The 24,599-nt window shown below is 42.4% G+C and carries 24 protein-coding genes and 1 tRNA gene; 14 read left to right on the forward strand and 11 right to left on the reverse strand.

The features are described from left to right. Positions 1 to 324: 324 nt before the first annotated feature. Positions 325 to 870: a Uma2 family endonuclease gene (locus Q0081_RS12285; protein WP_298353461.1), complete on the reverse strand. Its 546-nt coding sequence runs from the start codon at positions 868 to 870 to the stop codon at positions 325 to 327. Positions 871 to 1,022: 152 nt separating this feature from the next. Here Q0081_RS12285 and Q0081_RS12290 point away from each other — a divergent pair, with 152 nt between their 5' ends. The 4 genes from Q0081_RS12290 to Q0081_RS12305 all read left to right on the forward strand — a co-directional run bounded on the left by Q0081_RS12290 (position 1,023) and on the right by Q0081_RS12305 (position 6,792). Beyond that, positions 1,023 to 2,663 carry an ABC-F family ATP-binding cassette domain-containing protein gene (locus tag Q0081_RS12290; RefSeq protein WP_298353464.1) on the forward strand — a complete coding sequence of 547 codons (1,641 nt, stop codon included), beginning with the start codon at positions 1,023 to 1,025 and terminating at the stop codon, positions 2,661 to 2,663. A gap of 602 nt (positions 2,664 to 3,265) precedes the next feature. Then, positions 3,266 to 4,291, forward strand: coding sequence for a glutamine synthetase beta-grasp domain-containing protein (locus Q0081_RS12295; RefSeq protein WP_298353466.1), 1,026 nt, complete (start codon positions 3,266 to 3,268; stop codon positions 4,289 to 4,291). A gap of 166 nt (positions 4,292 to 4,457) precedes the next feature. Then, positions 4,458 to 4,862, forward strand: a complete 405-nt coding sequence (locus Q0081_RS12300) for a DoxX family protein (RefSeq protein WP_298353469.1) — start codon at positions 4,458 to 4,460, stop codon at positions 4,860 to 4,862. A gap of 166 nt (positions 4,863 to 5,028) precedes the next feature. Continuing rightward, entirely contained in the window at positions 5,029 to 6,792 is a 1,764-nt protein-coding gene (locus Q0081_RS12305) for an ABC transporter ATP-binding protein (protein ID WP_298353472.1), read from the forward strand. 589 nt (positions 6,793 to 7,381) lie between these two features. On the opposite strand, the gene Q0081_RS12310 is transcribed toward Q0081_RS12305, so the two are convergent. The 4 genes from Q0081_RS12310 to Q0081_RS12325 form a co-directional block, all read right to left on the reverse strand. Continuing rightward, entirely contained in the window at positions 7,382 to 7,627 is a 246-nt protein-coding gene (locus tag Q0081_RS12310; protein ID WP_298353476.1) for a hypothetical protein, read from the reverse strand. A gap of 27 nt (positions 7,628 to 7,654) precedes the next feature. Further along, entirely contained in the window at positions 7,655 to 7,984 is a 330-nt protein-coding gene (locus Q0081_RS12315) for a HigA family addiction module antitoxin (RefSeq protein ID WP_298353479.1), read from the reverse strand. Next, on the reverse strand, positions 7,948 to 8,292 hold the full coding sequence (locus Q0081_RS12320) for a type II toxin-antitoxin system RelE/ParE family toxin (protein WP_298353486.1): 345 nt from the start codon (positions 8,290 to 8,292) through the stop codon (positions 7,948 to 7,950). The genes Q0081_RS12315 and Q0081_RS12320 overlap by 37 nt, the downstream gene beginning before the upstream one ends. 113 nt (positions 8,293 to 8,405) lie before the next feature. Next, positions 8,406 to 9,617: a saccharopine dehydrogenase family protein gene (locus Q0081_RS12325; RefSeq protein WP_298353488.1), complete on the reverse strand. Its 1,212-nt coding sequence runs from the start codon at positions 9,615 to 9,617 to the stop codon at positions 8,406 to 8,408. A 127-nt stretch (positions 9,618 to 9,744) separates the two neighbouring features. Between Q0081_RS12325 and Q0081_RS12330 the strand changes: the two genes are divergently transcribed. Together Q0081_RS12330 and Q0081_RS12335 are read left to right on the forward strand one after the other, a co-directional pair. Then, positions 9,745 to 10,221 (forward strand): DUF456 domain-containing protein, encoded by a 477-nt coding sequence (locus Q0081_RS12330; protein ID WP_298353490.1) that lies wholly within the window; start codon positions 9,745 to 9,747, stop codon positions 10,219 to 10,221. A 235-nt stretch (positions 10,222 to 10,456) separates the two neighbouring features. Then, entirely contained in the window at positions 10,457 to 12,874 is a 2,418-nt protein-coding gene (locus Q0081_RS12335; protein ID WP_298353492.1) for a TonB-dependent receptor, read from the forward strand. Positions 12,875 to 12,887: 13 nt separating this feature from the next. On the opposite strand, the gene Q0081_RS12340 is transcribed toward Q0081_RS12335, so the two are convergent. The 3 genes from Q0081_RS12340 to Q0081_RS12350 all read right to left on the reverse strand — a co-directional run bounded on the left by Q0081_RS12340 (position 12,888) and on the right by Q0081_RS12350 (position 14,747). After that, positions 12,888 to 13,145 carry a hypothetical protein gene (locus Q0081_RS12340; protein ID WP_298353499.1) on the reverse strand — a complete coding sequence of 86 codons (258 nt, stop codon included), beginning with the start codon at positions 13,143 to 13,145 and terminating at the stop codon, positions 12,888 to 12,890. A 105-nt stretch (positions 13,146 to 13,250) separates the two neighbouring features. Continuing rightward, entirely contained in the window at positions 13,251 to 13,730 is a 480-nt protein-coding gene (locus tag Q0081_RS12345; protein ID WP_298353501.1) for a hypothetical protein, read from the reverse strand. A 369-nt stretch (positions 13,731 to 14,099) separates the two neighbouring features. Further along, positions 14,100 to 14,747 carry a hypothetical protein gene (locus Q0081_RS12350; RefSeq protein WP_298353504.1) on the reverse strand — a complete coding sequence of 216 codons (648 nt, stop codon included), beginning with the start codon at positions 14,745 to 14,747 and terminating at the stop codon, positions 14,100 to 14,102. Between the two features lie 209 nt (positions 14,748 to 14,956). Here Q0081_RS12350 and Q0081_RS12355 point away from each other — a divergent pair, with 209 nt between their 5' ends. The 3 genes from Q0081_RS12355 (at position 14,957) to Q0081_RS12365 (ending at position 18,138) form a co-directional block, all read left to right on the forward strand. Beyond that, complete coding sequence (locus Q0081_RS12355) at positions 14,957 to 15,553, forward strand: RNA polymerase sigma factor (RefSeq protein ID WP_298353507.1); 597 nt, start codon at positions 14,957 to 14,959, stop codon at positions 15,551 to 15,553. Between the two features lie 82 nt (positions 15,554 to 15,635). After that, positions 15,636 to 17,243 carry a hypothetical protein gene (locus tag Q0081_RS12360; protein WP_298353509.1) on the forward strand — a complete coding sequence of 536 codons (1,608 nt, stop codon included), beginning with the start codon at positions 15,636 to 15,638 and terminating at the stop codon, positions 17,241 to 17,243. A 103-nt stretch (positions 17,244 to 17,346) separates the two neighbouring features. Continuing rightward, positions 17,347 to 18,138 carry a Rossmann-like and DUF2520 domain-containing protein gene (locus Q0081_RS12365; protein WP_298353512.1) on the forward strand — a complete coding sequence of 264 codons (792 nt, stop codon included), beginning with the start codon at positions 17,347 to 17,349 and terminating at the stop codon, positions 18,136 to 18,138. Positions 18,139 to 18,198: 60 nt separating this feature from the next. Here Q0081_RS12365 and Q0081_RS12370 read toward each other — a convergent pair whose 3' ends face one another. Beyond that, positions 18,199 to 18,723 carry a CvpA family protein gene (locus Q0081_RS12370; RefSeq protein ID WP_298353514.1) on the reverse strand — a complete coding sequence of 175 codons (525 nt, stop codon included), beginning with the start codon at positions 18,721 to 18,723 and terminating at the stop codon, positions 18,199 to 18,201. Then, on the reverse strand, positions 18,720 to 19,172 hold the full coding sequence (locus Q0081_RS12375; protein ID WP_298353517.1) for a GatB/YqeY domain-containing protein: 453 nt from the start codon (positions 19,170 to 19,172) through the stop codon (positions 18,720 to 18,722). The genes Q0081_RS12370 and Q0081_RS12375 overlap by 4 nt, the downstream gene beginning before the upstream one ends. Before the next feature lie 102 nt (positions 19,173 to 19,274). Here Q0081_RS12375 and Q0081_RS12380 point away from each other — a divergent pair. From Q0081_RS12380 to Q0081_RS12390, 3 genes are all read left to right on the forward strand, one after another. After that, positions 19,275 to 19,350 (forward strand) — tRNA-His (locus Q0081_RS12380). An 87-nt stretch (positions 19,351 to 19,437) separates the two neighbouring features. Further along, positions 19,438 to 20,106, forward strand: a complete 669-nt coding sequence (locus Q0081_RS12385; protein ID WP_298353519.1) for a carotenoid biosynthesis protein — start codon at positions 19,438 to 19,440, stop codon at positions 20,104 to 20,106. A 69-nt stretch (positions 20,107 to 20,175) separates the two neighbouring features. Further along, entirely contained in the window at positions 20,176 to 21,051 is an 876-nt protein-coding gene (locus Q0081_RS12390; RefSeq protein WP_298353522.1) for a MerR family transcriptional regulator, read from the forward strand. On the opposite strand, the gene rfaD is transcribed toward Q0081_RS12390, so the two are convergent. Continuing rightward, a complete protein-coding gene (gene rfaD, locus Q0081_RS12395; protein ID WP_298353524.1) occupies positions 21,052 to 22,017 on the reverse strand; it encodes an ADP-glyceromanno-heptose 6-epimerase in 966 nt (321 codons plus the stop codon). Positions 22,018 to 22,308: 291 nt separating this feature from the next. Here rfaD and Q0081_RS12400 point away from each other — a divergent pair, with 291 nt between their 5' ends. Further along, a complete protein-coding gene (locus Q0081_RS12400) occupies positions 22,309 to 22,728 on the forward strand; it encodes a 6-carboxytetrahydropterin synthase (RefSeq protein WP_298353526.1) in 420 nt (139 codons plus the stop codon). Between the two features lie 119 nt (positions 22,729 to 22,847). Further along, positions 22,848 to 24,578: a hypothetical protein gene (locus Q0081_RS12405; RefSeq protein WP_298353529.1), complete on the forward strand. Its 1,731-nt coding sequence runs from the start codon at positions 22,848 to 22,850 to the stop codon at positions 24,576 to 24,578. The last annotated feature ends 21 nt before the right edge of the window (positions 24,579 to 24,599 follow it).

The raw sequence follows: 24,599 nt of genomic DNA on the forward strand, positions 1-24,599 counted from the left end.
TAACGCTACTGATAATCCTCATCTTCGCACTTCACAAAAGGAACTTGAATGATTTCGGTAGATAATGGATCAGTGGAGTTCGGCGGACGAGCTTTGTTTAGTGATGTCACTTTCAATAGCAACGAAAAAGATAGAATCGCGATGATTTTTGTAAATATCTCTTGTTTTTTGATAGGTATTTACAAAAATCATTTTACATACCTCCCCCAGTTTGCGTTTGCAACTGGGGAGTTCCAATGTACTCCTCTGAATAAATCGTTTATAAAGCTACCGGCAATCTTACTCTTTACAAAAGCAACTTGAATGATTTCGGCAGATAATGGATCAGTTCCATAAATCAGCGGCGGGGATTTCAAAGTCATCTAAGACAGGGCGGGCAGAGCAGATATCTGCGTCAGTACACACGGTTATGTGCTTGAGGGAGGTATAAACTTCCACCATTTCGTAATCGGGGTAAATCAGCCATGCTACCCGGATTCCATTTTTGAAATATTCGATGATTTTCCGCTTTACTTCGTTGATTTGGTCGGTGGAAGAAATAACTTCTATGACAAACTCGGGGATTTGCTCTTCTGTTTTGCTGTTGATAATTTGCTCTCTGCTAAAATAGGCCAAATCAGGACGCCTCAATTGAATACCTGTCAGCATTACGTCTTGCTCACAAAGGAGTTGTCCCCTGAGCTTTTTGGCAGCGGTTTTATCAAAGAGTTCGTTTAATATACTGATTAGGTACAAATGTTTGTTTTTCATTCCTTCAAACTTTATCAATTCGCCGTCATTCCATTCATACTTATAGCCGTCGTTAGGCTCCCAACGCTCAAACTCCGCCAAGGTTTGCGGCAACAAGCTATTTTTTATTTCGTTCGCCATAGTGTTGAAACAGTTTTGTCAAAGATACAAAAAAACCTAAATCGTATGAACTCCTGTTAGTTTGCGTTTGCAACGGGGACGCCCCGATACGAACTCTTGAATGAAGCGTTTACTGATAATCCTTATCTTTGCGGTTCACAAAAGGAACTTGAATGATTTCGGTAGATAACGTAACAGTGGAGTTCGGCGGACGAGCTTTGTTTAGTGATGTCACTTTCAACATCAACGAAAAAGATAGAATCGCCCTCATGGGCAAAAATGGAGCTGGGAAATCTACCCTGCTCAAAATCATAGCGGGAGCCGATAAACCCACGCGCGGCAAAATCTCCGCTCCCAACGAGGCCGTGATTGCCTACCTGCCTCAGCACCTGCTGACCAAAGATGATTCCACAGTTTTTGAGGAAACCTCTAAGGCGTTTGCCGAGGTATTGGACATGAAAAAAGAACTGGATGAACTGAATCATCAGTTGGAAACACGCACCGACTACGAATCGGACGCCTACATGACCATCATTGAGCGCGTATCGGAACTAAGCGAAAAGTACTACTCGACCGAGGAAGTCAATTATGATGCGGAAGTCGAAAAAACGCTGTTGGGCTTGGGTTTCCTACGGAGCGATTTTGACCGTAAAACAGGAGAGTTCAGCGGGGGCTGGCGGATGCGGATCGAGTTGGCCAAAATTCTGTTGAAAACACCCGATTTGATTTTGTTGGATGAGCCTACCAATCACTTGGATATTGAGTCGATTCAGTGGTTGGAGGAGTTTTTGGTCAATACTGCTAAGGCAGTGATTGTCATCTCACACGACCGGGCGTTTGTGGACAATATCACCAACCGGACCATCGAAATCACGATGGGGCGCATCTATGATTATAAGGTCAACTATTCGCAATACCTGCAACTGCGCAAAGAACGCCACGAACAGCAGCAAAAGCAGTTTACCGATCAGCAGAAAATGATTGCTGAAGTCACGGAGTTTATTGATCGTTTCAAAGGGACGTACTCAAAAACCTTGCAGGTGCAGTCGCGGGTAAAAATGCTGGAGAAATTGGACATTGTAGAAGTGGACGAAGTGGACACCTCGGCGCTGAATATTAAATTCCCACCTGCCCCGCGCTCGGGCAACTACCCCGTGATTGTGGAACAACTGAGCAAAAGCTACGGCGACCATTTGGTGTTCAAAGATGCGGGCATGACGATCGAACGCGGGCAAAAGGTAGCGTTTGTCGGTAAAAATGGCGAAGGTAAATCTACGCTTGTGAAAGCCATCATGGGCGAGATTGACTACGAAGGCGAAATGAAGCTGGGGCACAACTCCATGATTGGCTATTTTGCGCAGAATCAAGCGGCTTTATTGGATGGTGATTTAACCGTTTTCCAAACCATTGACAACATTGCCGTAGGCGACATTCGTACCAAAATCAAGGATCTGTTGGGAGCATTCATGTTCAGCGGCGACAGTATTAATAAGAAAGTAAATATGCTGTCGGGTGGAGAGCGCACCCGTTTGGCAATGATCAAACTATTGTTGGAACCCGTCAACTTATTGATACTCGATGAGCCCACCAACCACCTCGACCTTAAAACAAAAGACATTCTGAAAGATGCTTTGAAAGCCTTTGAAGGAACCATCATTTTGATTTCTCACGATCGGGATTTCTTAGATGGATTGGCCGAAAAAGTGTTTGAATTCGGAAATAAGCGCGTCAAAGAACACTTTGAAGACATCAACGGTTTTCTGCGAAACAAAAAACTGGAAAATCTGCGCGAGATTGAGCGAAAAGGAAAATAGGTCGCAATACGATTTCTACCTCTTTTACCCCGTATTTCTTCTTTAGAGTACGGGGTTTTTCTTGTTTATACCATCCATTTATACAAACTCGTCCTCTGTCTGTAGTACTTCGACTCGTCCAGATGCACTCTTTTTTCTTCTGCATATAGCCGCTATCGGCAAATTTGATTCGGATTGCACTCAGAAGTTGTCCAATCGAAATTTATTCCCTAAAAACAGGTCGTTTTCTCTCGTATAAAACAAATAAATACTGCATAAAAAGGGGCAAATAGAGCACTTTGGGGTATTTTTGAGTACTTTAAACTATTCAAACTTTCGTATTTTTTAATCAAAAAAACCTTTTAGAGTATTCTTTTTAATCTTATTTTCCGCACATTTCCTAACTTTATGTAAAAAGTAGGTCAAATTTGGCACAACTTGGTTTTGTACAATTTTTTAATGTATTTATCTCACAAACAACCTTTTCCATCTATAATCAATGGCTAATATTAAAAAATATAGAATTTTATTTGGTGATTATATAAAAACACATTAGTTTTGAATCCGTAAAAAGTGCAACAACACCAATTGATTGTTTCAACCACTTAAAATTTATACTGTCAATGGCAAAGGCTAAATTAGAATACATTTGGTTAGACGGCTACAAGCCCACTCAAAGTTTGCGTAGTAAAACCAAAATTGAGTCCGATTTTACGGGAACATTAGAAGAATGCGGTGTATGGTCATTCGATGGTTCGTCAACTGAGCAGGCATCAGGTGGCTCATCAGACTGCTTGTTAAAGCCCGTTTTCATTTGCCCCGATCCGGAACGCTCAAAATTGGGTACACCTGCTTATTTGGTCATGTGTGAAGTATTGAACGCAGACGGTACGCCTCACGTAACTAATGGTCGCGCCACGATTGAAGATGACGATAACGATTTCTGGTTTGGATTTGAGCAGGAATATTTCCTGTGGAATCTTGAAACAAATAAACCACTTGGCTTCCCTGCCAATGGATACCCTGCCCCACAAGGCCCTTACTATTGCTCAGTTGGCGCAAAAAATGCGTACGGAAGAGATATCATTGAAGAACACCTTGAATATACATTGCAAGCCGGCCTGAACGTGGAAGGTATCAACGCCGAAGTAGCGGCAGGTCAGTGGGAATTTCAAATTTTTGCCAAAGGTGCCAAAGAAGCAGGTGACCAAATTTGGGTTGCACGCTATCTGTTGGAGCGTATCGGCGAGAAATACGGAGTAGGTATCAACCTGCATTGCAAGCCACTTGGAGATACTGACTGGAACGGTTCAGGAATGCACGCCAACTTCTCAAACACTGCGTTGAGAACGGCAGGTAACAAAGAGACTTACGACAAAATCTGTCAGGCATTTGCTCCGGTAGTAGCTGAGCACATTGCCGTATACGGTGCTGATAACCACCTCCGTTTGACAGGTAAACACGAAACACAGTCAATTGACCAATTCTCATACGGTATTTCTGACCGTGGAGCCTCTATCCGTATTCCTATCGCAGCCGTACAAAAAGGCTGGAAGGGATGGTTGGAAGATCGTCGTCCCAATTCGGCGGCTGATCCATACAAAGTAGCGGCCCGCATCATTAAGACCGTTAAAGCTGTAGAAATCTGATTTTTGGAATACATAGCACTAAAAAACCCCGTCCTTGGCGGGGTTTTTTGTTGTGGGGTATCGTAGAAAAACGGGACGTTTCCATTATGATTTGATTCCTTCCTGCTTTATAAATTTGGAATTCCTCTAACCCAATTTTGAATAAATTTCTAAGTCTTCAAAAGCCATGAATCAACATTCAGGAAATACTCAATTGAACAGTATAGGCACCGCCATCATACGAATCGTCACCGGTTTACTCATGGCGTATCATGGCTTTGAAATTTTTGATGCCAAACAAATGAACGACTACGCCCAATGGGACATGTTTAAAGAGTTACCCATGGGTTTGGCATTGGTCTATTTGGGCAAAGGAGCCGAATTTATGGCGGGAATTTTATTGGCTTTGGGGCTTTTTACACGGTTCGCCTCGATCATTATCTCCGTTACTATGTTGAGCATTACTTTTTTTGTAGGACACGGTAAATTTTGGTACGAAGACCAACATCCTTTTCTTTTTGTTCTCTTAGCCTTGGTTTTCTTTTTCAACGGAGCGGGAACCTTGAGTTTGGATTCAAAATTAAAACGATAAAATGCCTAAATATCGCTCACAATCCTTTCAATCGGGCTCAAAAGTGCACTATTGAAAGAAAAAAGGGGCCAAGAAATCGACTATTTCAAAAATTTAAGCCCAAACCCAAAACTCTTCATGGGAGAATTGGTGTTAGCTTTGATAGACAACTCCTATATTCTGTGCTATGAACGAAGAAAAAAAAAGCGGGAAAATATTCGACTGGCCTACCCTTCGCCGTCTTTATGCTTTTATTACCCCTTATCAAAAACAGTTTTATGCACTTGTTGCCCTTATTTTAACGGGGGCGGCACTCTCGCCCTTGAGTCCGTTGTTGGTTCGTTATACCATTGATACCAAAATCGCGTCGGGCGACTATGACGGTCTTACCCTCATGCTGTTGGTCATGATTGGCCTGTTACTTATTCAGGCGCTTATTCAGTTTGTTCAAACGTATTTAGCGGGTTGGTTGGGTCAGAATATCATCCGTGATATTCGGGTTCAGTTGTACGAAAAAATCCTCAGTCTTCGTCTTAAATTCTTCGATAACACGCCCATTGGCCGTTTGGTAACTCGTACGGTTTCCGATGTAGAAACGCTTTCCGACGTATTTAGTGATGGAATGGCTGCCGTTGCAGGCGATATTTTACAGTTGGTGCTTATCATCGGAGTTATGTTTTATACCGATTGGCGGCTTTCGCTCATCAGCCTTGCCACGGTTCCGTTCATGCTTATCAGTACCTATATTTTCAAAGAAAAAATCAAGGATTCTTTCAATGAGGTTCGTACTGCCGTGTCTAACCTGAATTCTTTTGTGCAGGAACATATCACGGGCATGAACATTGTCCAGATTTTCAGTGCTGAAAAAGTAGAGTACCGCAAATTTAAATCAATCAACACCGTTCACCGCGATGCCCACGTTCGTTCGATTTGGTATTATTCGGTGTATTATCCCGTTGCCGACGTCATTGCCGCTGCCGCTACGGGTCTCATTGTTTGGTACGGAGCGCGGCAAATTCTCAGCGACGACATGACGTTTGGGACAGTTACGGCTTTTATCATGTTTACCAACCTGTTTTTCAGACCCATACGGATGCTGGCCGACCGTTTCAATACGCTCCAAATGGGTATTGTCAGTACCGACCGCATTCTCAAATTGCTGGATAGCGACGAATATACCGTCAACCACGGCACTCACGCTCCTGAAACTTTGCGCGGCGAAGTCTCTTTCAAAAATGTTTGGTTTGCTTACAATGAAGAAGAATACGTTTTGAAAGACATTTCGTTTGACGTAAAAGCTGGGCAAACCATTGCTTTTGTAGGAGCTACGGGTGCGGGTAAGTCTTCGATTATCAACTTATTGAGTCGTTTTTACGAAATCAATAAAGGCGAAATTTTGGTGGATAACGTCAACGTGCATGACTACGAATTGGGCGCATTACGACACAACATCGGTGTCGTTTTACAGGACGTATTTTTGTTTTCGGATACCATTCACAACAACATTACGCTGGGAAACACTGACATCAGCCGCGCCCGTATCATCGAAGCCGCGCAATTGGTGGGTGCCCACGAATTTATCGAACGCCTGCCCGGTGGCTACGACTACAACGTCATGGAACGCGGAGCTACGCTTTCGGTAGGTCAGCGACAGTTGATTTCTTTCGTACGGGCGTTGGTACACGATCCCAAAATTATTGTTTTGGACGAAGCAACCTCTTCAGTAGATACCGAAACGGAAGAGTTGATTCAGAACGCGATTGAAAAACTGATGAAAGGCCGAACCGCGATTGTAATAGCCCACCGCCTGAGCACCATCCAAAAAGCACATCAGATTATTGTACTGGACAAAGGACAAATCAAGGAAAAAGGCACACACGAAGAATTGCTCGAACACGGCGGCTTCTACGCTAATCTGTACCAAATGCAGTATAAAGAAGTGATAAATTGAAAAATAAGTGCGGGACGAAGCACTTTTTTAGTGACCTGCCCAAGCCTAAACAAAGGCAATGACTATTGCCAATAACATTCTAATTTCTTATTATTTTTGCAAGAAGCATACTGAATATTGCACTCCTCTTAAAGTCAAATTATATGGTTTTCCAAAAAATAAATTACAAAACTGATTTGAATCATCGACAAAAGGAAAACTACAACTTTCACAAAATATCCTCATTATTAGCCGATTATGGTTTTAACTGTATTCGATTATCAGACGACTATGAGGGAGCAGATTTTCTTGCTATCCACATAAACAATAGTGATATTTTAAAGATTCAGTTGAAGGGTCGGCTAACTTTCGAGGCTAAATACCTCGAAAAGAACCTTTATATCTGTTTTCCCTATAATGGGGATTGGTATCTGTATCCACATGATGATTTATGGAAAAAAGTTTCATTAATACATAACGCTCCAAACACAATATCGTGGTCTAAAGGTGCATACAGCTTCCCTAAGCCTAATGACCCAATCTCTATTTTACTGAATGAATATAAACTATCGGTTGACGATATTTAGATAAGTATCAAGAAGGTATTGGTTCATAACTCAATATCACGGGGGCTATCGTTTCTATCTGCACGAATCTTAGCAGCTAATTCATTGCCTGTTTCGTCACCTTGCCAGCTTCCGGCAACACTTTCCAGCAGTTTTAATTCTTCGGCTTCACTCAGGCAGCTTATCTCTTTATGAACTTCCTTGGTGGAAAGTCCCAACCTCTGCGCCAATCCCTTTAGCAAAGCAAAATCATTGTGATTATGCGTTTCGATGATGATGGTATGTGTCATAATACCCTCCTTTCTTTAGCTGCTGCCCTAAGCAGGTTGAAAATTCAATCCCGAAGGATTCCGGAAAACCCGAATATGGCTGGTATCGACATTTGGCTCAACCTTTGCAAGATCGTAGGTTTCCTGAACTTTTAGCCAAAATTCAGCACTCGTATTTGGAAATGCTGCGCCTAAACGGATAGCCATTTCAGGGCTTACACTTTGTTTACCATTAATGATGGCCGATAGAGTTTTGCGCGTCGTGCCTAAGCCCTCGGCAACTTCTGCAATCGTCAATTTCTCTCCTGTTTCTTCGCGCAACCCTTCCAAAGTTTCGCGGATTAATTCGCCCGGGTGGTCGGGGTCAAATAGTGCCATGTTTTGTTCCTCCTTAGTGATAATCTAAATAATCCACCGCGTCGGCGGTCCGAATCAGTAGCATTGTCGCCTTCAAATCGAAAAATAATGCGCCAATTTCCCGACACTTTCACGGCGTAAAAACCCTTTAAATCTCCTTTGAGCGCATGAAATCCATAACCAACCTGATTCATTTGTTCGGGGCTGTCCGCTGCATCTAAACGAGTTAAAATTAATCGAATTTTAGAGACATGAGCAGGGTTCAACTTGGAGCAGTCGCCCTTTGTCGCGTAAAGTTCCAAGCCTTTGTGCCGATAGCTTATAATCATAAACACAAATGTAACTGGAAACGTGTCATGTGTCAATGGTTAAGTGGGTACGGATGAAAAGAAAAAAGCCCTGAACACTCTATTCAGGGCTTTTTTTTACTATTTTTTTACGACTAATACTCGTGCGGTAGCGGTTGGTTGATTTGCTCATTCCACGGCAATCCGTGTTGATTGAGCAAGTCCATGAACGGGTCAGGATTCAGTTCTTCACAGTTCCAAACGCCTGCTTTCATCCATTCCGAATTGGTTAACATCAACATGGCTCCAATCATGGCTGGCACGCCCGTCGTATAGCTAACGGCCTGTGCGCGAACTTCTTTCCAGCACTGAGCGTGGTCGCAGTTGTTCCACACATAATACGTTTTATCTTCACCGTCTTTGATTCCTTTAATTTGGCAACCGATTGACGTTTGTCCCGTGTAGTTTTCACCCAATGATTCCGGCGGAGGCAATACGGCTTTCAAAAACTCCAACGGCACAACGTCCATTCCCTGAAACTTGATGGGCGCGATGCTCGTCATTCCCACGTTTTGCAACACTTCCAAATGCGTCAAATACGCCTGTCCAAACGTCATCCAGAAGCGAGCGCGTTTCAAAGTCGGGAAGTTTTTTACCAACGATTCCAATTCTTCATGGTACAACACATAGCTTTCTTTGGGGCCAATGCCTGGATAATCAATGGGTTTGTGAATGCTCATGGCAGGAATTTCTACCCACGCTCCGTTTTCCCAATAGCGACCCGCCTGCGTAATTTCCCGAATGTTGATTTCAGGGTTAAAATTGGTAGCAAAAGCTTTGCCGTGGTTACCTGCGTTGCAATCAATGATGTCGAGGTAATGCATCTCGTCAAACTGATGCTTGTTGGCAAAAGAAGTAAATACCTGCGTTACGCCCGGGTCGAAACCGCAGCCCAGCAAGGCCATCAAACCCGCTTCTTTGAAACGTTCCTGATACGCCCACTGCCAACTGTATTCAAATTTGGCAACGTCTTTGGGTTCGTAATTGGCGGTATCCAAGTAGTGAACGCCCGTCGCCAAACACGCTTCCATAATGGTAAGGTCTTGGTAAGGCAGCGCTACGTTGATGACCATTTTGGGCTGAAATGACTTGATAAGCACGACCATTTCGGCTACAATATCAGCATCTACGGAAGCTGTTTGTATCGAAACTCCGTGCATTTCCTGAATATCGGCCGCAATTTTATCGCATTTGGATTTGGTACGACTTGCCAACATGATTTCGGTAAAAACGTGTGAATTCATTGCACATTTGTGCACCACTACGCCCCCTACTCCCCCTGCTCCAATGATTAAGACTTTTGACATGTAAAAATGAGTGAATGAGTGAATGACCGGATGAGTGAATAGTTCACTCTAAAAATTTGGTGGACAAAGATACGATTCGCCGTAGTTTTTTGTGTTATTTGAGTGTTAGATTTTAATACTCAAAACGATGGACATCTTATTGCTGATTCTTGGGATTGCTGGTTTATTGGTAGGGTTGGCGGGAGCCGTATTGCCACTTCCGGGACCGCCGTTGAGTTTCGTTGGCTTATTGTGCCTGCATTTTAGCAAATACGCCGACATCGGCGAATTGACTCTGTACACCTTCGGAGCGCTCACGTTGGCAATCACCATTTTGGATTATTACGTACCCATTTGGGGAATTAAAAAGTTTGGAGGAACCAGCTACGGCACTTGGGGCTCTACCATCGGTCTGCTTTTGGGATTTTTTGTAATCCCTGCTTTGGGGATTTTTCTGGGCGCATTCTTAGGTGCCTTAGTAGGTGAACTCATTGGCGGCATGGGGGTAGGTAAAGCACTCAAAGCCGCGTTAGGCTCTTTTCTGGGGTTTGTCACGGGGATTTTTATGAAAGTTGTCTTGTGTTTGGTCATGATCGGTTATGCCATCGCAGCATTGATTCCTTAGTTTTCTTTGAAATAATTTGTCATTCCGAAGGAATCTAAAATTTCCGTACCTACACAATAGGGGCATCTTCTTTTTGGGTTGTCTTATTCCCAAACAGCAGGAAAACAAATAAAAACCGAAAGCCTCCTCCGTCACCGAATAGGTTAATTCACTGAAATTCAATTCTGAATTTACACCGCAGAAAAAACGGTGACGGATTTTTTTTGCCTAAAAAACAGCCTTAAACAACACTATTATGACAAACCAACAAAAGCCAAAACACCTGACAAGAAAAGGAAGCTTTATCGTATTCACTCATTTACTCTTTCTCTCATTCACTCATTTCTTTCTCTTATTCACTCATTCCCTAAAAGCTCAAACCCTCACTCAGACCATTCGCGGCATCATTTTGGATAAAAACATCCAAACTCCCATTGTCGGAGCTACGGTAATTTTGGTGGGTTCAACTCCTCTCAAAGGAACGATTACCGACAGCGAAGGCGGATTCCAACTTACTCAAGTTCCCATTGGCCGTCAAACAGTCAAGATTACCTACATGGGTTACAAAGAAATGACCATGAGTAACGTTGTGGTGAATGCGGGCAAAGAATTGGTACTTAACGTAGGTTTGGAAGAAGACATTACCCAACTTTCTGAAATTACCATCAAGCCAACGGTTGAAAAAGATAAACCCCTCAATGACATGGCCACGGTCAGTACACGAACCTTTTCGGTAGAAGAAACCCAACGTTACGCTGCCGCTATCAACGACCCGGCCCGCATGGCAACGGCCTACGCAGGCGTCATCGCCGCTGACGACGGGGGCAATAACATTGTCATTCGTGGAAATTCCCCCAATGGACTTCTTTGGCGTATGGAAGGCGTTGATATTCCCAACCCTAATCACTTTTCAAGTTTGGGCGCAGCGGGGGGCGGTGTTTCCATTTTGAGCGCCCAGGTATTGACCAATTCTGATTTTATGACGGGCGCTTTTCCCGCTGAATACGGCAATGCGTTATCGGGTGTCTTTGATTTAAAACTTCGCAAAGGCAACAATCAAAAACGCGAATACACGGTTCAGGCGGGGTTATTGGGCTTGGATGTTGCTGCTGAAAGGCCTTTTTCTAAAAACTACAAAGGCTCTTATTTGATAAATTACCGCTATTCTACCCTCGAACTTCTTACAAAACTCGGTTTGCCATTGGGAGATTTTGCCCAACGTTTTCAGGATCTATCGTATAATATTTCGTTACCTACCAACAAATGGGGTAAATTCACCCTCTTTGGATTTGGCGGACTGAGCAGCAGCGTCGGAGAAGCGCAAGCCGATTCTACGCTTTGGAAAACCAACGGAGACAAACGGTACGACGAAAATTTCAAATCTAACACAGGAGCTTGGGGCGCTACTCATGCTGTCAATCTGAACAAAAAGGCGTTTCTTAAAACGGTGGTATTGTATTCTGTCTACCAAAATGGGTTTCACCAACAACAATACAGCAATGCCTACGTATTCGAGCCTCGTTACAATGAAGATTATTCCTTGCGTAAATTGACCGTTTCGAGCACGCTAAATTATAAATTCAACGCCCGACTTGCCTTGCGTGCGGGAGCCATTTGGAGCCGACAATCCTACGATTTTTTCCGCGAATCATGGAATAGCGATCTTAAAAAGATGGAACGTTTTATTGCTTCCGACGGTCAAACAGGCACTCTGCAAGCCTATGCACAGGTCAATTACAAAGTATCCGAAAAATTGACGGCCAATCTTGGCATACACTCCTTGGCGTTATTGTTGAATAAAAGTCGCTCCATTGAACTACGGGCTTCCCTGAAATGGGATGTAGGCACAGGGCAATCATTGGCTATTGGCTATGGAATTCACAGTCAGATACATCCATTAGCGCTGTATTTTTATTCCAATCAATTGACCGACGCCGGCAATTCGTATCCTAATCGTAATCTTGATTTTACCAAAGCCCAACACTTGGTGCTTTCTTATGACCGATTGCTCAACGAACATACTCGCCTGAAACTGGAAGCGTATTACCAATCACTTTACAACGTCCCCGTAAGCGCCGATAAACGCACTGCCTTTTCGCTACTGAACGCGACCGATGGCTTTTTGACAGAACGTTTAGTCAATAACGGTAAGGGTCGTAACTATGGTGCGGAATTGACCCTCGAACGCTTTTTGCACAACAATTTTTACTATTTACTGAGCGGTTCGGTTTTCAAATCGGAATATACGGGTTCGGACAAGATTTGGCGCAGCACGCGATTTGATGCCGGAGCAGCGGGAAATCTACTTGTAGGAAAAGAATGGTTGATGGGACGAAACAAAAACAACGTGCTGGGCCTCAATCTTAAAACAACCTTCGTAGGAGGCTTTAAAACAACACCCATTGATCTACAGGCATCGCGCAGCAAAGGAGAAACGGTTTGGGTAGAAAGCAAAACCAATGAACAAACGTTAGACGCGTATTTCCGTTCCGACGTACGTATCAGTTGGAAACGCAACAGAAACGGCTTTACAGGCACCCTTTCGCTCGACATTCAAAATCTGACCAATCGCGAAAATGTGTTTATCCATTATTACGATGCCACTATTGGAAAAATCCGCACGGCCTATCAATTACCGCTTATTCCCGTACTGAATTATCGAATTGAATTCTAAATTTTGTACACATTTACAAAATAGCAACTGCTACTTCGGGGTAAATTTCCGCTCGGGTTTCTAACGACAAAGACGTAGAGCTGCCAAAGATTGTATGCCATAAACTCGCCACAAAAGGCGGTTTATGGCATACTTGGCATATATCTACCCCAAAATCATCGTCGGTACTGCTAAACATAATTTTTCCTGCCTGTTTTTCATATACTGTATGAGCGTTAGCCACTTCTTGGTGATTATAACAGCATTGGCAGTGTTGGCATGTAGTTTTCATGTGCAGATATATTTTAGTCTATGTAAGCCAATACGCAACTTGTTTCAAAACGTGGCGTAATTTGTTTAAAGTGTAGATATAAAGCAGGAATATAACGACGTATGGTCAGCTTTTCTTAGCATCAATGGTCACTGCTACCTGCATAGCAGTACCGTTTGCATCGGCATCCGAATAGGTTTCCTGCAATTTTAAGACACCGTTCCCGATCTTTCCTACCGCCGCACCGGCATTCTGCATTTCAAACTCGCCGCTTCCCAATGCTTTAAGGTCAATAGTATCGTAGGTGTCGGTGTACGATTGCATGGTGCCTGTACTGTCGCGTTGCGAGAAATTCAACACAATTGTTACACTACTTGCCGATTTCTTAGCTATAGTCATCGAAATCACTACTTCGTTTTTGATAAGTTCGTTAGTAAGATCAAAACTTTGCGCTACGCCGTTCATAGATATGGTATAGGTAGTACCACTGTAGGTTCCCAGTACCTGATCAGCGGGGTCAGGTTCTACCTCCTGTTTTGTGCAGCCGGAAAGTCCCAAAACAAGGGCAAAAGCCCCCAAAATGAATAAATTTGTGATTGTTTTCATAAAAAGTAACCTTTAATTGGTGTGTAAATGGAAGTCAAATGTTCTCTTTGACGCAATAAGTCAAAACGACATATCCGGAGTCGTTTATGGAGGCGAATAACCTAATTGTATATACGTAGTACGCTGTTTTTCAAAGCACTCTAAGAATGGTATCCCAATTCTACCAAGTCTTTCTTTCTCAACCATTCCTCCGAATAAAACAGACATGACATCCCCCTATCACCAAAACGTGAATGTTTTTTGGCGCAGACATAACTGATACGTGCGGTTAATTAAGAAAGATGATGTTAAGAGAAAGTAAACATTCCAAGTCCATTAAGACAGGAAACAGACTCGGAATGTTCAGAAGTGTTTTTTACTGACTGATTATTAATGCTTACGACGATTTCCTTTTGGACCATCAGGGTGGGAAGGGGGAGTAGTTTCCTGTTTGAAAGTACCGTCCGCATTGAATTGCAATACTTTGCGCGATGCTTTTATTTCAGCATCAGTACCAGTTGTTTTTTCAATAACTACAAAATACTCTCCAGCATCATTCTTACCGGCAGCTTTCACCGTATAACCTGCATATTTAGCAGCATAAGCAGTGATAGCAGCGGGCAAAGCTGACACTTCTACTTTGGTCAGTTTAGCACCTTTTGGGTATTTTTCAAGCGCTTTGTTAAATGTGCCGTCAGCGTTGAAAAGCAACCCTTTGTGGGTACCGTCTGCCAATTTAAGACCAACTACAATTTGACCGGAAGCATCTTTTCCAGCAAACTGAACTTCAGATCCTGCATAGTTGGCTGAGATGTACGTTGAAACAGCCGCCGGTAAATCTGCCGCAGCAATTACCGTTAAATTTCCTTTGCATTTCTGCTTCGTAACGGTGTCAGTCGTAGCGGCGGAACGGGCTGCCGAAAGTTGAACTACTTCGGTCAAGTCATCCGATGTAGTGTTAGCAGTAATGTCTTCGCGATTACAACTCGCTAAGAATAATCCAACTAAAGCGAAAACAAGAAACAGGGACTTTTTCATGGTTTGTTTTGATAAATTTGAATAAAACAATAATTGATTTCATAGGCCATTACGCGGTCATTTTGCAGCGCGTGGCAGGAAAAGCATTAATTTTTTTTAACAAAAAAAAGATGTAACTTTCTGCAACACGATACCGTTCTTGTGCGTATTACGGGTATGTAATAAGTAGAAGAAGTGCCGCTAACAACCATCCAAAATCCGTTACTACCTTGTTTTTTAGAAAGAAAATCAACTTTACCGAAGACGACCTTGAGGAAGTCATCCGAGCGTGCCGCGACAACGACAGTCGGGCGCAGCGGGTGCTTTTTCAACAGTTTTTCGGTTACGCCAAGGGAATCAGCTTGCGGTATTCTTCCTCAATGGAAGAAGCGGAAGAAATCCTGAATGAGAGCTTTCTGAAAGTTTTTCAACATTTGGATCGCTACGACCTTACTCAGCCCTTCAAAGCCTGGTTACGAACTATCGTGGTAAATACGGCTATCAGCTATTACCGTAAGAATCAGAAGTTTCACGGTGAAATCGGGCTTGATAACATTCATGAGCCTTCGGTGGATGAATCTGTCATTGACCAAATATCTGCCGAGGAGATTTTGGCCTTAGTGCAACAGTTGAAACCGATTTATCGTACTGTCTTTACGATGCACGTGGTAGATGGTTATCAACTGCGCGAAATTGCTGATGTACTTAACTTTAACGAAGCTACCGTGCGCTCTCATTTTGCCCGGGCACGTACACGACTGCAGGAATTGATAAAACTGTCATACCCGGTTTTTTCTGAGGGGAAAATGGATCAGCGATTCAAATAAGTACCCCAAACACCAATAAATCATCGGTTGGCAATCCAACCACAAACGATAAACAACGTGCAGAAGCACAAAAACAACAAAAATGAAACCCGATAAATTTGACGAAGCTATACGCCGAAAGTTGGAAGGGATTCAACCCGGTTTTCAGGAAGAAGATTGGGGGAAATTTAAGGCGTACCAAAGTACCCAAATTCCTATGTCGTTTGTACAACGATATGGGCGTTCGATGATGTATACGGCAGCGAGTGTGGCAGCAGCAGTAATGGTATTTGCAAATGTGTATCAATACAGCCAAAAACAACACTTAAATCAGGAGATTACAGAGTTAAAAGGAAAGCTCTCTCAAAAAGACAACGCTCCGATTCGTACTTCCACCCGAGTAGATACTGTTTATATCACCAAATACATTTCTGTTGAACCCTCATCTCAACCCAATGCCTATGCCCAAGCTGTACCTTCCTCTACTGAAATCAATACCAATGAGTTGAAGAACGAACTTCCGAACGAAGTGTCGGAAATCCTTAAAAATGCAGGAAAAATCATTCGGAAAAATTCCAATGAACGAATCAGTGAATCCCCTGAAAGGCAACCGACTGAATCTGCAACGAATGCATTGGGGGAAAAAGAGGATAACACCAGAACTGTAGATGCTCTCAACGAGAAATTGTCCGATGACTCTTATCCTGCCAAAGCAAAAAATAATCCTTCTTCTCTAAAAAAAGAAAGGATAGGTAAAAGCTCACCGAAAACATCGACCTCTTCACTGTCAAAACAAAAAGGCAGCTCAGTGGACCGAAACGATGTGTCGAGAGCAGAACGAGTTGTACAGAACGGCGAAGCCAACGAAGTAATGACTGGCAACGGTTCAGTGGCAGCCAATGTCAATACTCCTGCCGCTCCTGTGGCTCCATCGGAAATAGCCTTGTTGGAATCGAAGCAAACAATCAGTGAATTAGACGGTTTGGAACCTGCTAATGTAAACGTACAGCGCTATGCTTACGCTACCTTATCAGCTTCCGCAACCAATAACGCTCCAACGGAAACGAAGGCTACGCCTCCGCCTTCTATTTCATTCAAAAATATGAAATTCAGAATGGGAGCCGGATTTAACATAGGCGATAAGTTTACCGGCTATACCGTAAACACAAGTTTACTGTTGGGGAAATACTGGAGTGTGGATGTAGGAATCGGGCAAGCCAAAATCAATGGTCCTCAGTACTATACAGACGCGGTTTTCAAAGCCAAAAATAACCGGGATTTTCAAACATGGAAAAAGTCAGGGATTCCACAACCTCCCTTATTGCCTCCGCAGGCATTTGATATTACCACTTCCGTTAGTTTAGTACGGATGCCTGTCAGCCTAACGTATCGTTGGCCACTTAATAATAGCCTTACGTTATTAATGTCAGTAGGAACCAACCTCAATCTTTCTGCGATTCAGGAGTATCGCTTTTCTTATCGAGAAAGAAATGGAGAGATTGAAGTGGAAAACGGAAAGTTTGATGTAAAACCTGCTTTATCCAACGATTTTATGTTTTCGGCAGGGGTAGAAAAACAATGGAAATCGCTCGTTTTTCAGATGGAAGTCTACGCAGCTCCCTACCTGCAAAAGCCCACCTATCTTACAGAAAATCGCAGCATAGGCGTTCGATTCAAGCTTTTATATCAGTTTGGGAAAACCCGAATCTAAAGATCGGTTACCTATTTAATCTAACCTTCCGAGAAGACCCGTCGCGCTATTGCCCGACGGGTTATTTTTTTATCTTTGAAGGTAATTTTATTCCTAAGGCAATATGCGCATTTCATTTGTTGGAGCCGGAAACGTAGCGTGGCATTTAGCCCAAGCCTTCGAACACGCAGGGCATCATATTGTCGAAGTTTTCAGTCGTGATACCCGCAATGCACGACGGCTTGTCAATAAACTTTACGACACGCAAGTCGCACCTGATTTAGACTTTGCGGAGAGCCCTGCCGAGCTTATTGTCTTAGCCGTAGCCGACGATGCGCTTCATGAAGTGGTATCGCATTTAGTATTGCCCGAAAGTTGCATTGTTATTCATACTTCCGGTACCAAATCTCTGGATGAACTACGCCAATTAATTGAGATTTATAGCGATGTCCCTGCCGAAACCGGTGTTTTTTATCCATTACAGACTTTTAGCCGGGAAGTACCTATCAGTTTTACCGACATTCCTCTTTGCATTGAAGCATCCGAACCCAAAATTGAACAGGTACTCATTCAACTTGCTCAGGATATCAGTAACGTGGTGTATTTAATGAATTCGGCAGAGCGCCGCATTTTACACGTATCCGCTGTTTTTGCCTGCAATTTCACCAATCATCTTTTGACAATCTCCAAGCGAATTTTAGATGCCGAACATTTAGAATTTGATTTACTCAAACCGCTCATTCGCGAAACCATTCGCAAAGCGATGGAAGCTCCTGACCCTGCAATGGTTCAAACCGGCCCGGCCCGACGCGGCGATCAGCAAATTATAGAGACTCATTTGGATTATTTGGAACGCTATCCAGCATGGCAGGGAATGTACGAGGTGCTCTCTGAAAGTATTCGCAGAACAAAATAAATCAGCTTCTTACCCCAAACATAAAAACCCTATACTGTAAACTCCAAACTTGTAAACTGCCTACTCTCCTCTCCCCCACTCCCGTATCAGATTTCCGCCGACCGGAATCCAATCAGAAATAACGCTGATAATGCCCGGCGCCACGGGAACAAGATAGTCGTAAAGAAAACTTTCAAGTCGGTATTTAGGAGGAATTTGAATACCAATTGTGCTTAACAACCAAAAAAAGACGCTGATTCCAAACACCCACGTAAAGATACCTACCGCTGCCCCGGCAAGATTATCCAACGTGCCCAGCAAGGTATATCGCAACATAGATCGCATTGAATATCCAATACGATTGACCATAAAAATGGTCGGGAAGAAAATAACTGAAAAACCGACGAATGGCAAAAACCGACGGACAAGTTCGGCCGTAAGATAAGGGGCCAATAAATCCGTTCCAAAACGCAGGAATTTGAAGCCAACAATCATGGCTATCACAAAAGCCGCTACCCCCACAATCTCAATCAGTAACCCTTTGCGATAGCCATTAAATGCACCCCAGGCGAGTGGGATTAAAATCAATAAATCAAGGGTGTTCATCCGGCCAACAAACTTTTCACTAAGGTCTGAACCACCTTACCGTCGGCCTGACCGGCCAATTCTTTCATTGCCACCCCCATTACTTTACCCATGTCCGACGGGCCTTTTGCTCCTACACGGCTAAAAATCTCCTGAAGTTTCTCTTTTACCTCTTCTTCTGTGAGTTGTTTCGGAAGATATTTTTCAATCACGGCAATTTCAGCCACTTCTTTTTCCAATAAATCAGGCCGATTTTGTTGTTCATAAATCGCTGCTGAATCACGGCGTTGCTTAGCGGCTTTATTAAGAAGTTTCAATTCATCATCGGTAGTAAGCTGAGCAGCAGCACCTTCTTTGGTTTCTTCCAACAAAATCAGTGATTTCACTGCTCTCAAAGCCCGCAACGTATCCTGATTTTTGTCGCGCATGGCTTGTTTGATGTCTTCGTCTATGCGTTGTTTGAGCGTCATAAGTAGTTTATCATTTATAAAATACAGCTACAAATCTACAAAAAAACGCACAAAGGCTTGGAAAAATTGAAAGTAGTTCCGTATCTTTGCAATCCAAAACACGGAGGTTGTAGCTCAGCTGGTTAGAGCGTCGGTTTGTGGTTCCGAAGGTCGCGGGTTCGAACCCCGTCTCCCTCCCTTTTTTTAAATCCCAATGCATCGCATTGGGATTTTTTATTGTCCCTTTTTCAAAACCTTTTTACACAGCTTTAGTTTAAAAAATGCTATGTATTCTTTTTTATCTCAGCTTCGTCACTCCTCTTCCTTTCAACGCGTCATTTTTATTGTTTTACCCTTAATGCACATTACGGGCTTTTTGGGACTACAGAATTCCTTTACTCAGCCATTATTTAAAGCATTAGTACCTTTTCATTTGCTCACCTCATTGGCTGTACTACTTCTTTTTCACACGGACTGGAATCGTCCTGCCGTATTTTTTTGTCTTATTGCTTATTTTGTCGGCTTTATTATTGAGGCGCTGGGTGTCTACACAGGCATGATTTTTGGACAGTATCACTATGGAGCAACTTTAGGGCCGAAGCTATTGGATGTTCCTTTGGTCATCGGTGCCAATTGGCTTACGCTCATTTATTCCGCCGGTATCATCGCCAATCAGTGGCACCGTTCTCATTGGATAAAGGCACTACTGGCCGCAGGGATGGTAGTAGCAATAGATATGCTTATTGAACCAGTAGCCATACGGCTTGATTTCTGGAGTTGGGTCGGAGGTTCTATCCCCTTGCAAAACTACGTGGCTTGGTACATAGTGTCGTTTGGCTTACTATGGCTGTTTTATAAACTGCCTTTCCCAAAACAAAACCGCGCAGCAGGCTTATTATTGGCTTGTCAAGCTCTATTTTTTGGCGCTCATAACCTAACATATATACTTGAATAACAAATATTTAAAACACTTTTAATATAGATAGGTTATAAGGATACATCCATTTTAAAATGAAAGGAAATTATGAGTAATTATTCTATCCGAGATTTAGAGCAACTGTCTGGCATCAAAGCCCATACGTTGCGTATTTGGGAACAGCGCTATAATATTATCCAGCCCAAGCGAACGGACACCAACATCCGTCTCTACGATGACCAAGACCTAAAATTGGTCCTTAATATCTCGTTACTCAAAGATCACGGCCACAAAATCTCAGAAATATCCAAGCTATCGCTTGATGAAATGGGTAAAATTGTGATGGCTATTTCCGATCAAAAGCTAAGTTATCCCGATCAGATTCATGCCCTTACCATCTCAATGATTGACTTGGAGGAGGAACGGTTTGAGAAGATTATCAGCACTAATTTTTTGCAGAACGGCTTCGAAAATACCATGACCAATATTATTTACCCATTTTTGAACCGAATTGGTACACTTTGGATAACGGGGTCAATTGGGCCTGCGCAGGAGCATTTTATCTCTAACTTGGTGCGCCAAAAAATAATTGTAGCCATTGACGGTCAGGTTATCAAATACAGTCCGAATTCCAAGAAGTTTATACTGTATTTACCCGAAGGAGAACTGCACGAAATGGGCTTGCTTTTCGCCAGCTACATTATACGTTCCCGTAACCATAAAGTGTTTTATTTGGGTCAAACGCTCCCGTTCAGTGAATTGATTTTTTCGTATGACGTCCATAAACCGGACTATATCTTTACCGCAATTACTTCAGTACCTGCCAACGACGAAATTCAACCATACGTTGACAGGCTCTCTCAGCAATTTCCTGACACTAAGATTTTATTAACAGGCTACCAAGTAGTCGGACAAGATATTCAGTTGGGCAGCAACTGCACTATTATCAATAAGATAAGTGACCTTATTGATATTTTAAGCTGATTAATAATACGTTCCAGGCAACAAATAATTTTGAACGTAGTCTTTCACTCCCTCTTCCAGCGAATGAAACGGTTTGGTATAACCAATTGACCGCAATTTATTCATATTTGCCTGTGTAAAATACTGGTATTTATCGCGAATATCGGCAGGTGTATCTACAAAATTGATTTTGGGTTCCAGGCCCATCGCATCAAAGGTATTTTTGGCTAAATCGACAAAAGTGCGTGCTTTTCCACTGCCCAGATTATAAATACCTGAATTGCGACGATGATGCATTAAGAACGAACACACTTCTATTACATCTTTTACGTACACAAAATCACGCATTTGCTCACCGTCCTTGAAATCAGGATGATGCGAACGAAACAAACGCATTTGGTGAGTTGCCTTAATTTGGTTGAAAGCATGGAATATCACCGAAGCCATACGGCCTTTGTGATATTCGTTAGGGCCATATACGTTAAAAAACTTTAGTCCTGCCCAGAAAAACGGCTTTCTTTCCTGTTGCAATGCCCAAATATCAAAATCATTTTTTGACTCTCCATACGGATTGAGCGGCTTTAATTGAGGAATGGTAAACTCATTATCATCATAACCAAGTTCTCCCAATCCATAGGTCGCCGCCGACGAAGCATAGACCAGAGGTATTTGATAATCAATGCATTTTTGCCAAATTTGCTGAGAATAACGGACATTAAGCTCATCAAAAATTGTGTGGTCAAATTCGGTAGTATCCGTACGTGCTCCGATGTGAAAAATAAACTCGACCTCGTAGTAGTTTTGGTCTAACCATTCAAAAAACTCAGTTCTTTCGACCCGTTCCTGAATCTTTTTACCCTCTAAATTTGGTGTTTTTTCAATTTTTGAAAAATCATCAACTGCAATAATGAAATTGAAGTTTTCTTCGTTTAGTTTGCTGATAAGACAGCTGCCGATAAAGCCTGCAGCACCCGTAACAATAATCATAGAAATAGTTTATGATAAGGCGTTTAAATAGTGGGTTTTCAAATAGTTGGTACAGTAAAATTACTCAAAAAAGCAACCGCAAAGGTAGGTATTATTTAATATACCAAACTATCTAAAATTCGTAGAATAAATTTGATTTTTCCAAGATTCGCAACTCATTTTCAGTGCGTTTTTTGATACCGTTTTTTGGTAGTAATTTTGCAGAAAATTATTTAACAGTTGTCAGTATCTGTATCTCTTTTGTTAGTACGGTATACTGTTAACTCTGGACTATTGATTGTGGACTAAAAAATGGTTTACGTAACAAGAAAAGAACATTTTAATGCCGCCCACCGGGTATACAACCCAAGTTGGTCGGATGAAAAAAACGAGGAAGTATTCGGCATCTGCGCCAATCCTAACTTCCACGGGCATAATTTTGAGTTGATAATTACGGTAAAAGGCTCAATAAATCCCGAAACGGGGTTTGTGGTGGATATGAAGCAATTGGGTAAAATGATGAAAGATACCGTGATTGACAAAGTAGATCACCGCAATCTTAACTTAGATGTGGACTTTATGCAGGGTATTATTCCAAGTTGTGAGAACTTTGTGATTGAAATCTGGAAAATTCTGGAAAAAGGTCTTGGCGAATTGGCTCCTCACACCAAACTGCATTATCTCAAATTAATCGAAACTCCCAAAAATTATGTGGAGTATTATGGAGAATAATCTCGAAGTAGTCAGTAAGGACGCTGACTACGGCAGTGAGAATCAAAGCCAATTTAGAAAGCCTATCTTTATGATTTCCAAGTTTTTACAGCCGAACTATTTATTTTAATCAAACCATTGTGGACAAAAAACGCCTTCCTCTTCTTTTGGGGCTTATTCTGCTCGTAATTGTTGGGAGCTATCTGTATTATATTCATCTCTATGCGGTCAATATTCCCATTTCAGATGATTATGACCTTGTTCGCGTAAAATACACATTGCTTACGCAGGAGTTCAGTTGGTGGCAAAAAATTAAATTATTGTTAGAACCCGAAAACGACCATCGTATTCTTGTTCCGCGCTCGATAGCCTTGTTGGATTATGCCATAGAAGGTTTTATCAATTATCGTACACTGATTTGGGTTGTTAATGGCAGTCTGCTTGGGATTTTGGGATTTTGGTTTGTGAGTTTTCTCAAAAAAGGGCTCAGCGCTTGGCATTTCCTTCCCATTTTACTCTGGTATCTTACTCCTTTCATGTTTGATGTCACGCTTTGGGGTATCAACGGGACGCAACATACCACACTTAATTTGTTGGTATTTGCTTCGCTTTATCTGTTGGCAACGTATCCAAAATTACTTCCAACGATCTTTGCCTTAGTACTCGCTTTTGCGGCAACATTTACCAACGGAAACGGCTTTCTGGTTTTTGCTGCAGGGCTTTCGATACTATTATTGGCCAAAAATTGGAAAAAAAGTGTCTGGTGGAGCATAGGTATGGTAGTGGCATTGTTGGCGTACTTCCTAAATTATAGTGTAGGGCAGGCAACAAAAGTGACGTTTTCGGGTCAGTTTGTGCAAAATTTTGTGGTAAGTTTTGCCGCTTTATCAGGTGGTTGGATCGCGGCTTTTAAAGGGAATAGCCAAGCTTGGCTGCTTTGGGGAGCTTTTATCATTGGTTTCGTTAGCTTAGTTGGGCTGACGCTTTGGTTAATCAGTCAAACCTTCTTTTCTCCTGCCAAACCTCGTCCGAGTCAGATTTACTTTTGGACGGGTGTATTTTTATTTTCGGTAATGACGATTGGCATTATTGCCGTTTCTCGCGGCGGGCGCGACGTTTATTCCGTTTTTACGAGTCGTTACAGCTTATATCCTCTTCATTTATTGACACTTGCTTACATTGCTCTGTTAACGTGGAAGGCCGTATCTCAAAAATGGCTTGCTCGTTTCGCATTTGTCTTTGGAATCGCTTTTGTCTTAATGAGTTTTTACCAATACCAACTTGACATCGATGTACGCCGACGCAGCCTTGTTGCTGACCATTACAATTGGCGACAACACCGCAAACTGACTACGCATTTTCGGAGTGAATTGGCTGATTTTTTCACTCAACCGGCCTACGACAAAGGAATTTATCGCTTTACTGATTTTCCTTTAGCAAGCGCCGAAGCTTTCATTTCCGCTCCTGCAGATACGAGCACAAGCAAAAGCAAAAAAATAGACTTAACATTGAGTACCCACGTAAAGTCAATTGATTTTTTTAATCATCCTCAAAAAGTAGCTCAATTTACGTTGGAAAATAATAGTGTATCGCAGCCTGAATTTGGGAAAGCAGGATTGTTTTTAGTATTCAAATCGCAAAAAAACACAACCTATTTACTTCCAACGTGGCCTATTCAGGGAGGGAAACGTCAATTTTTAACCACGGGGAAAGTTTACAAAGCAGGATTTGTGGTCACTTTTTACAACGAAAACTTTGTACCCGACACGTACCGTATCGGCATTTTGAGTCCATCTGGCAAGGGTTATTCTCTGCAATACGTTTCTCAATCCATTCAAATTGACTCACTTCATGCACAATTAATTCATTAGAATGGATTCTATAAAAAACAG

Source organism: Runella sp. (assembly GCF_027484545.1).
Lineage (GTDB): Bacteria > Bacteroidota > Bacteroidia > Cytophagales > Spirosomataceae > Runella.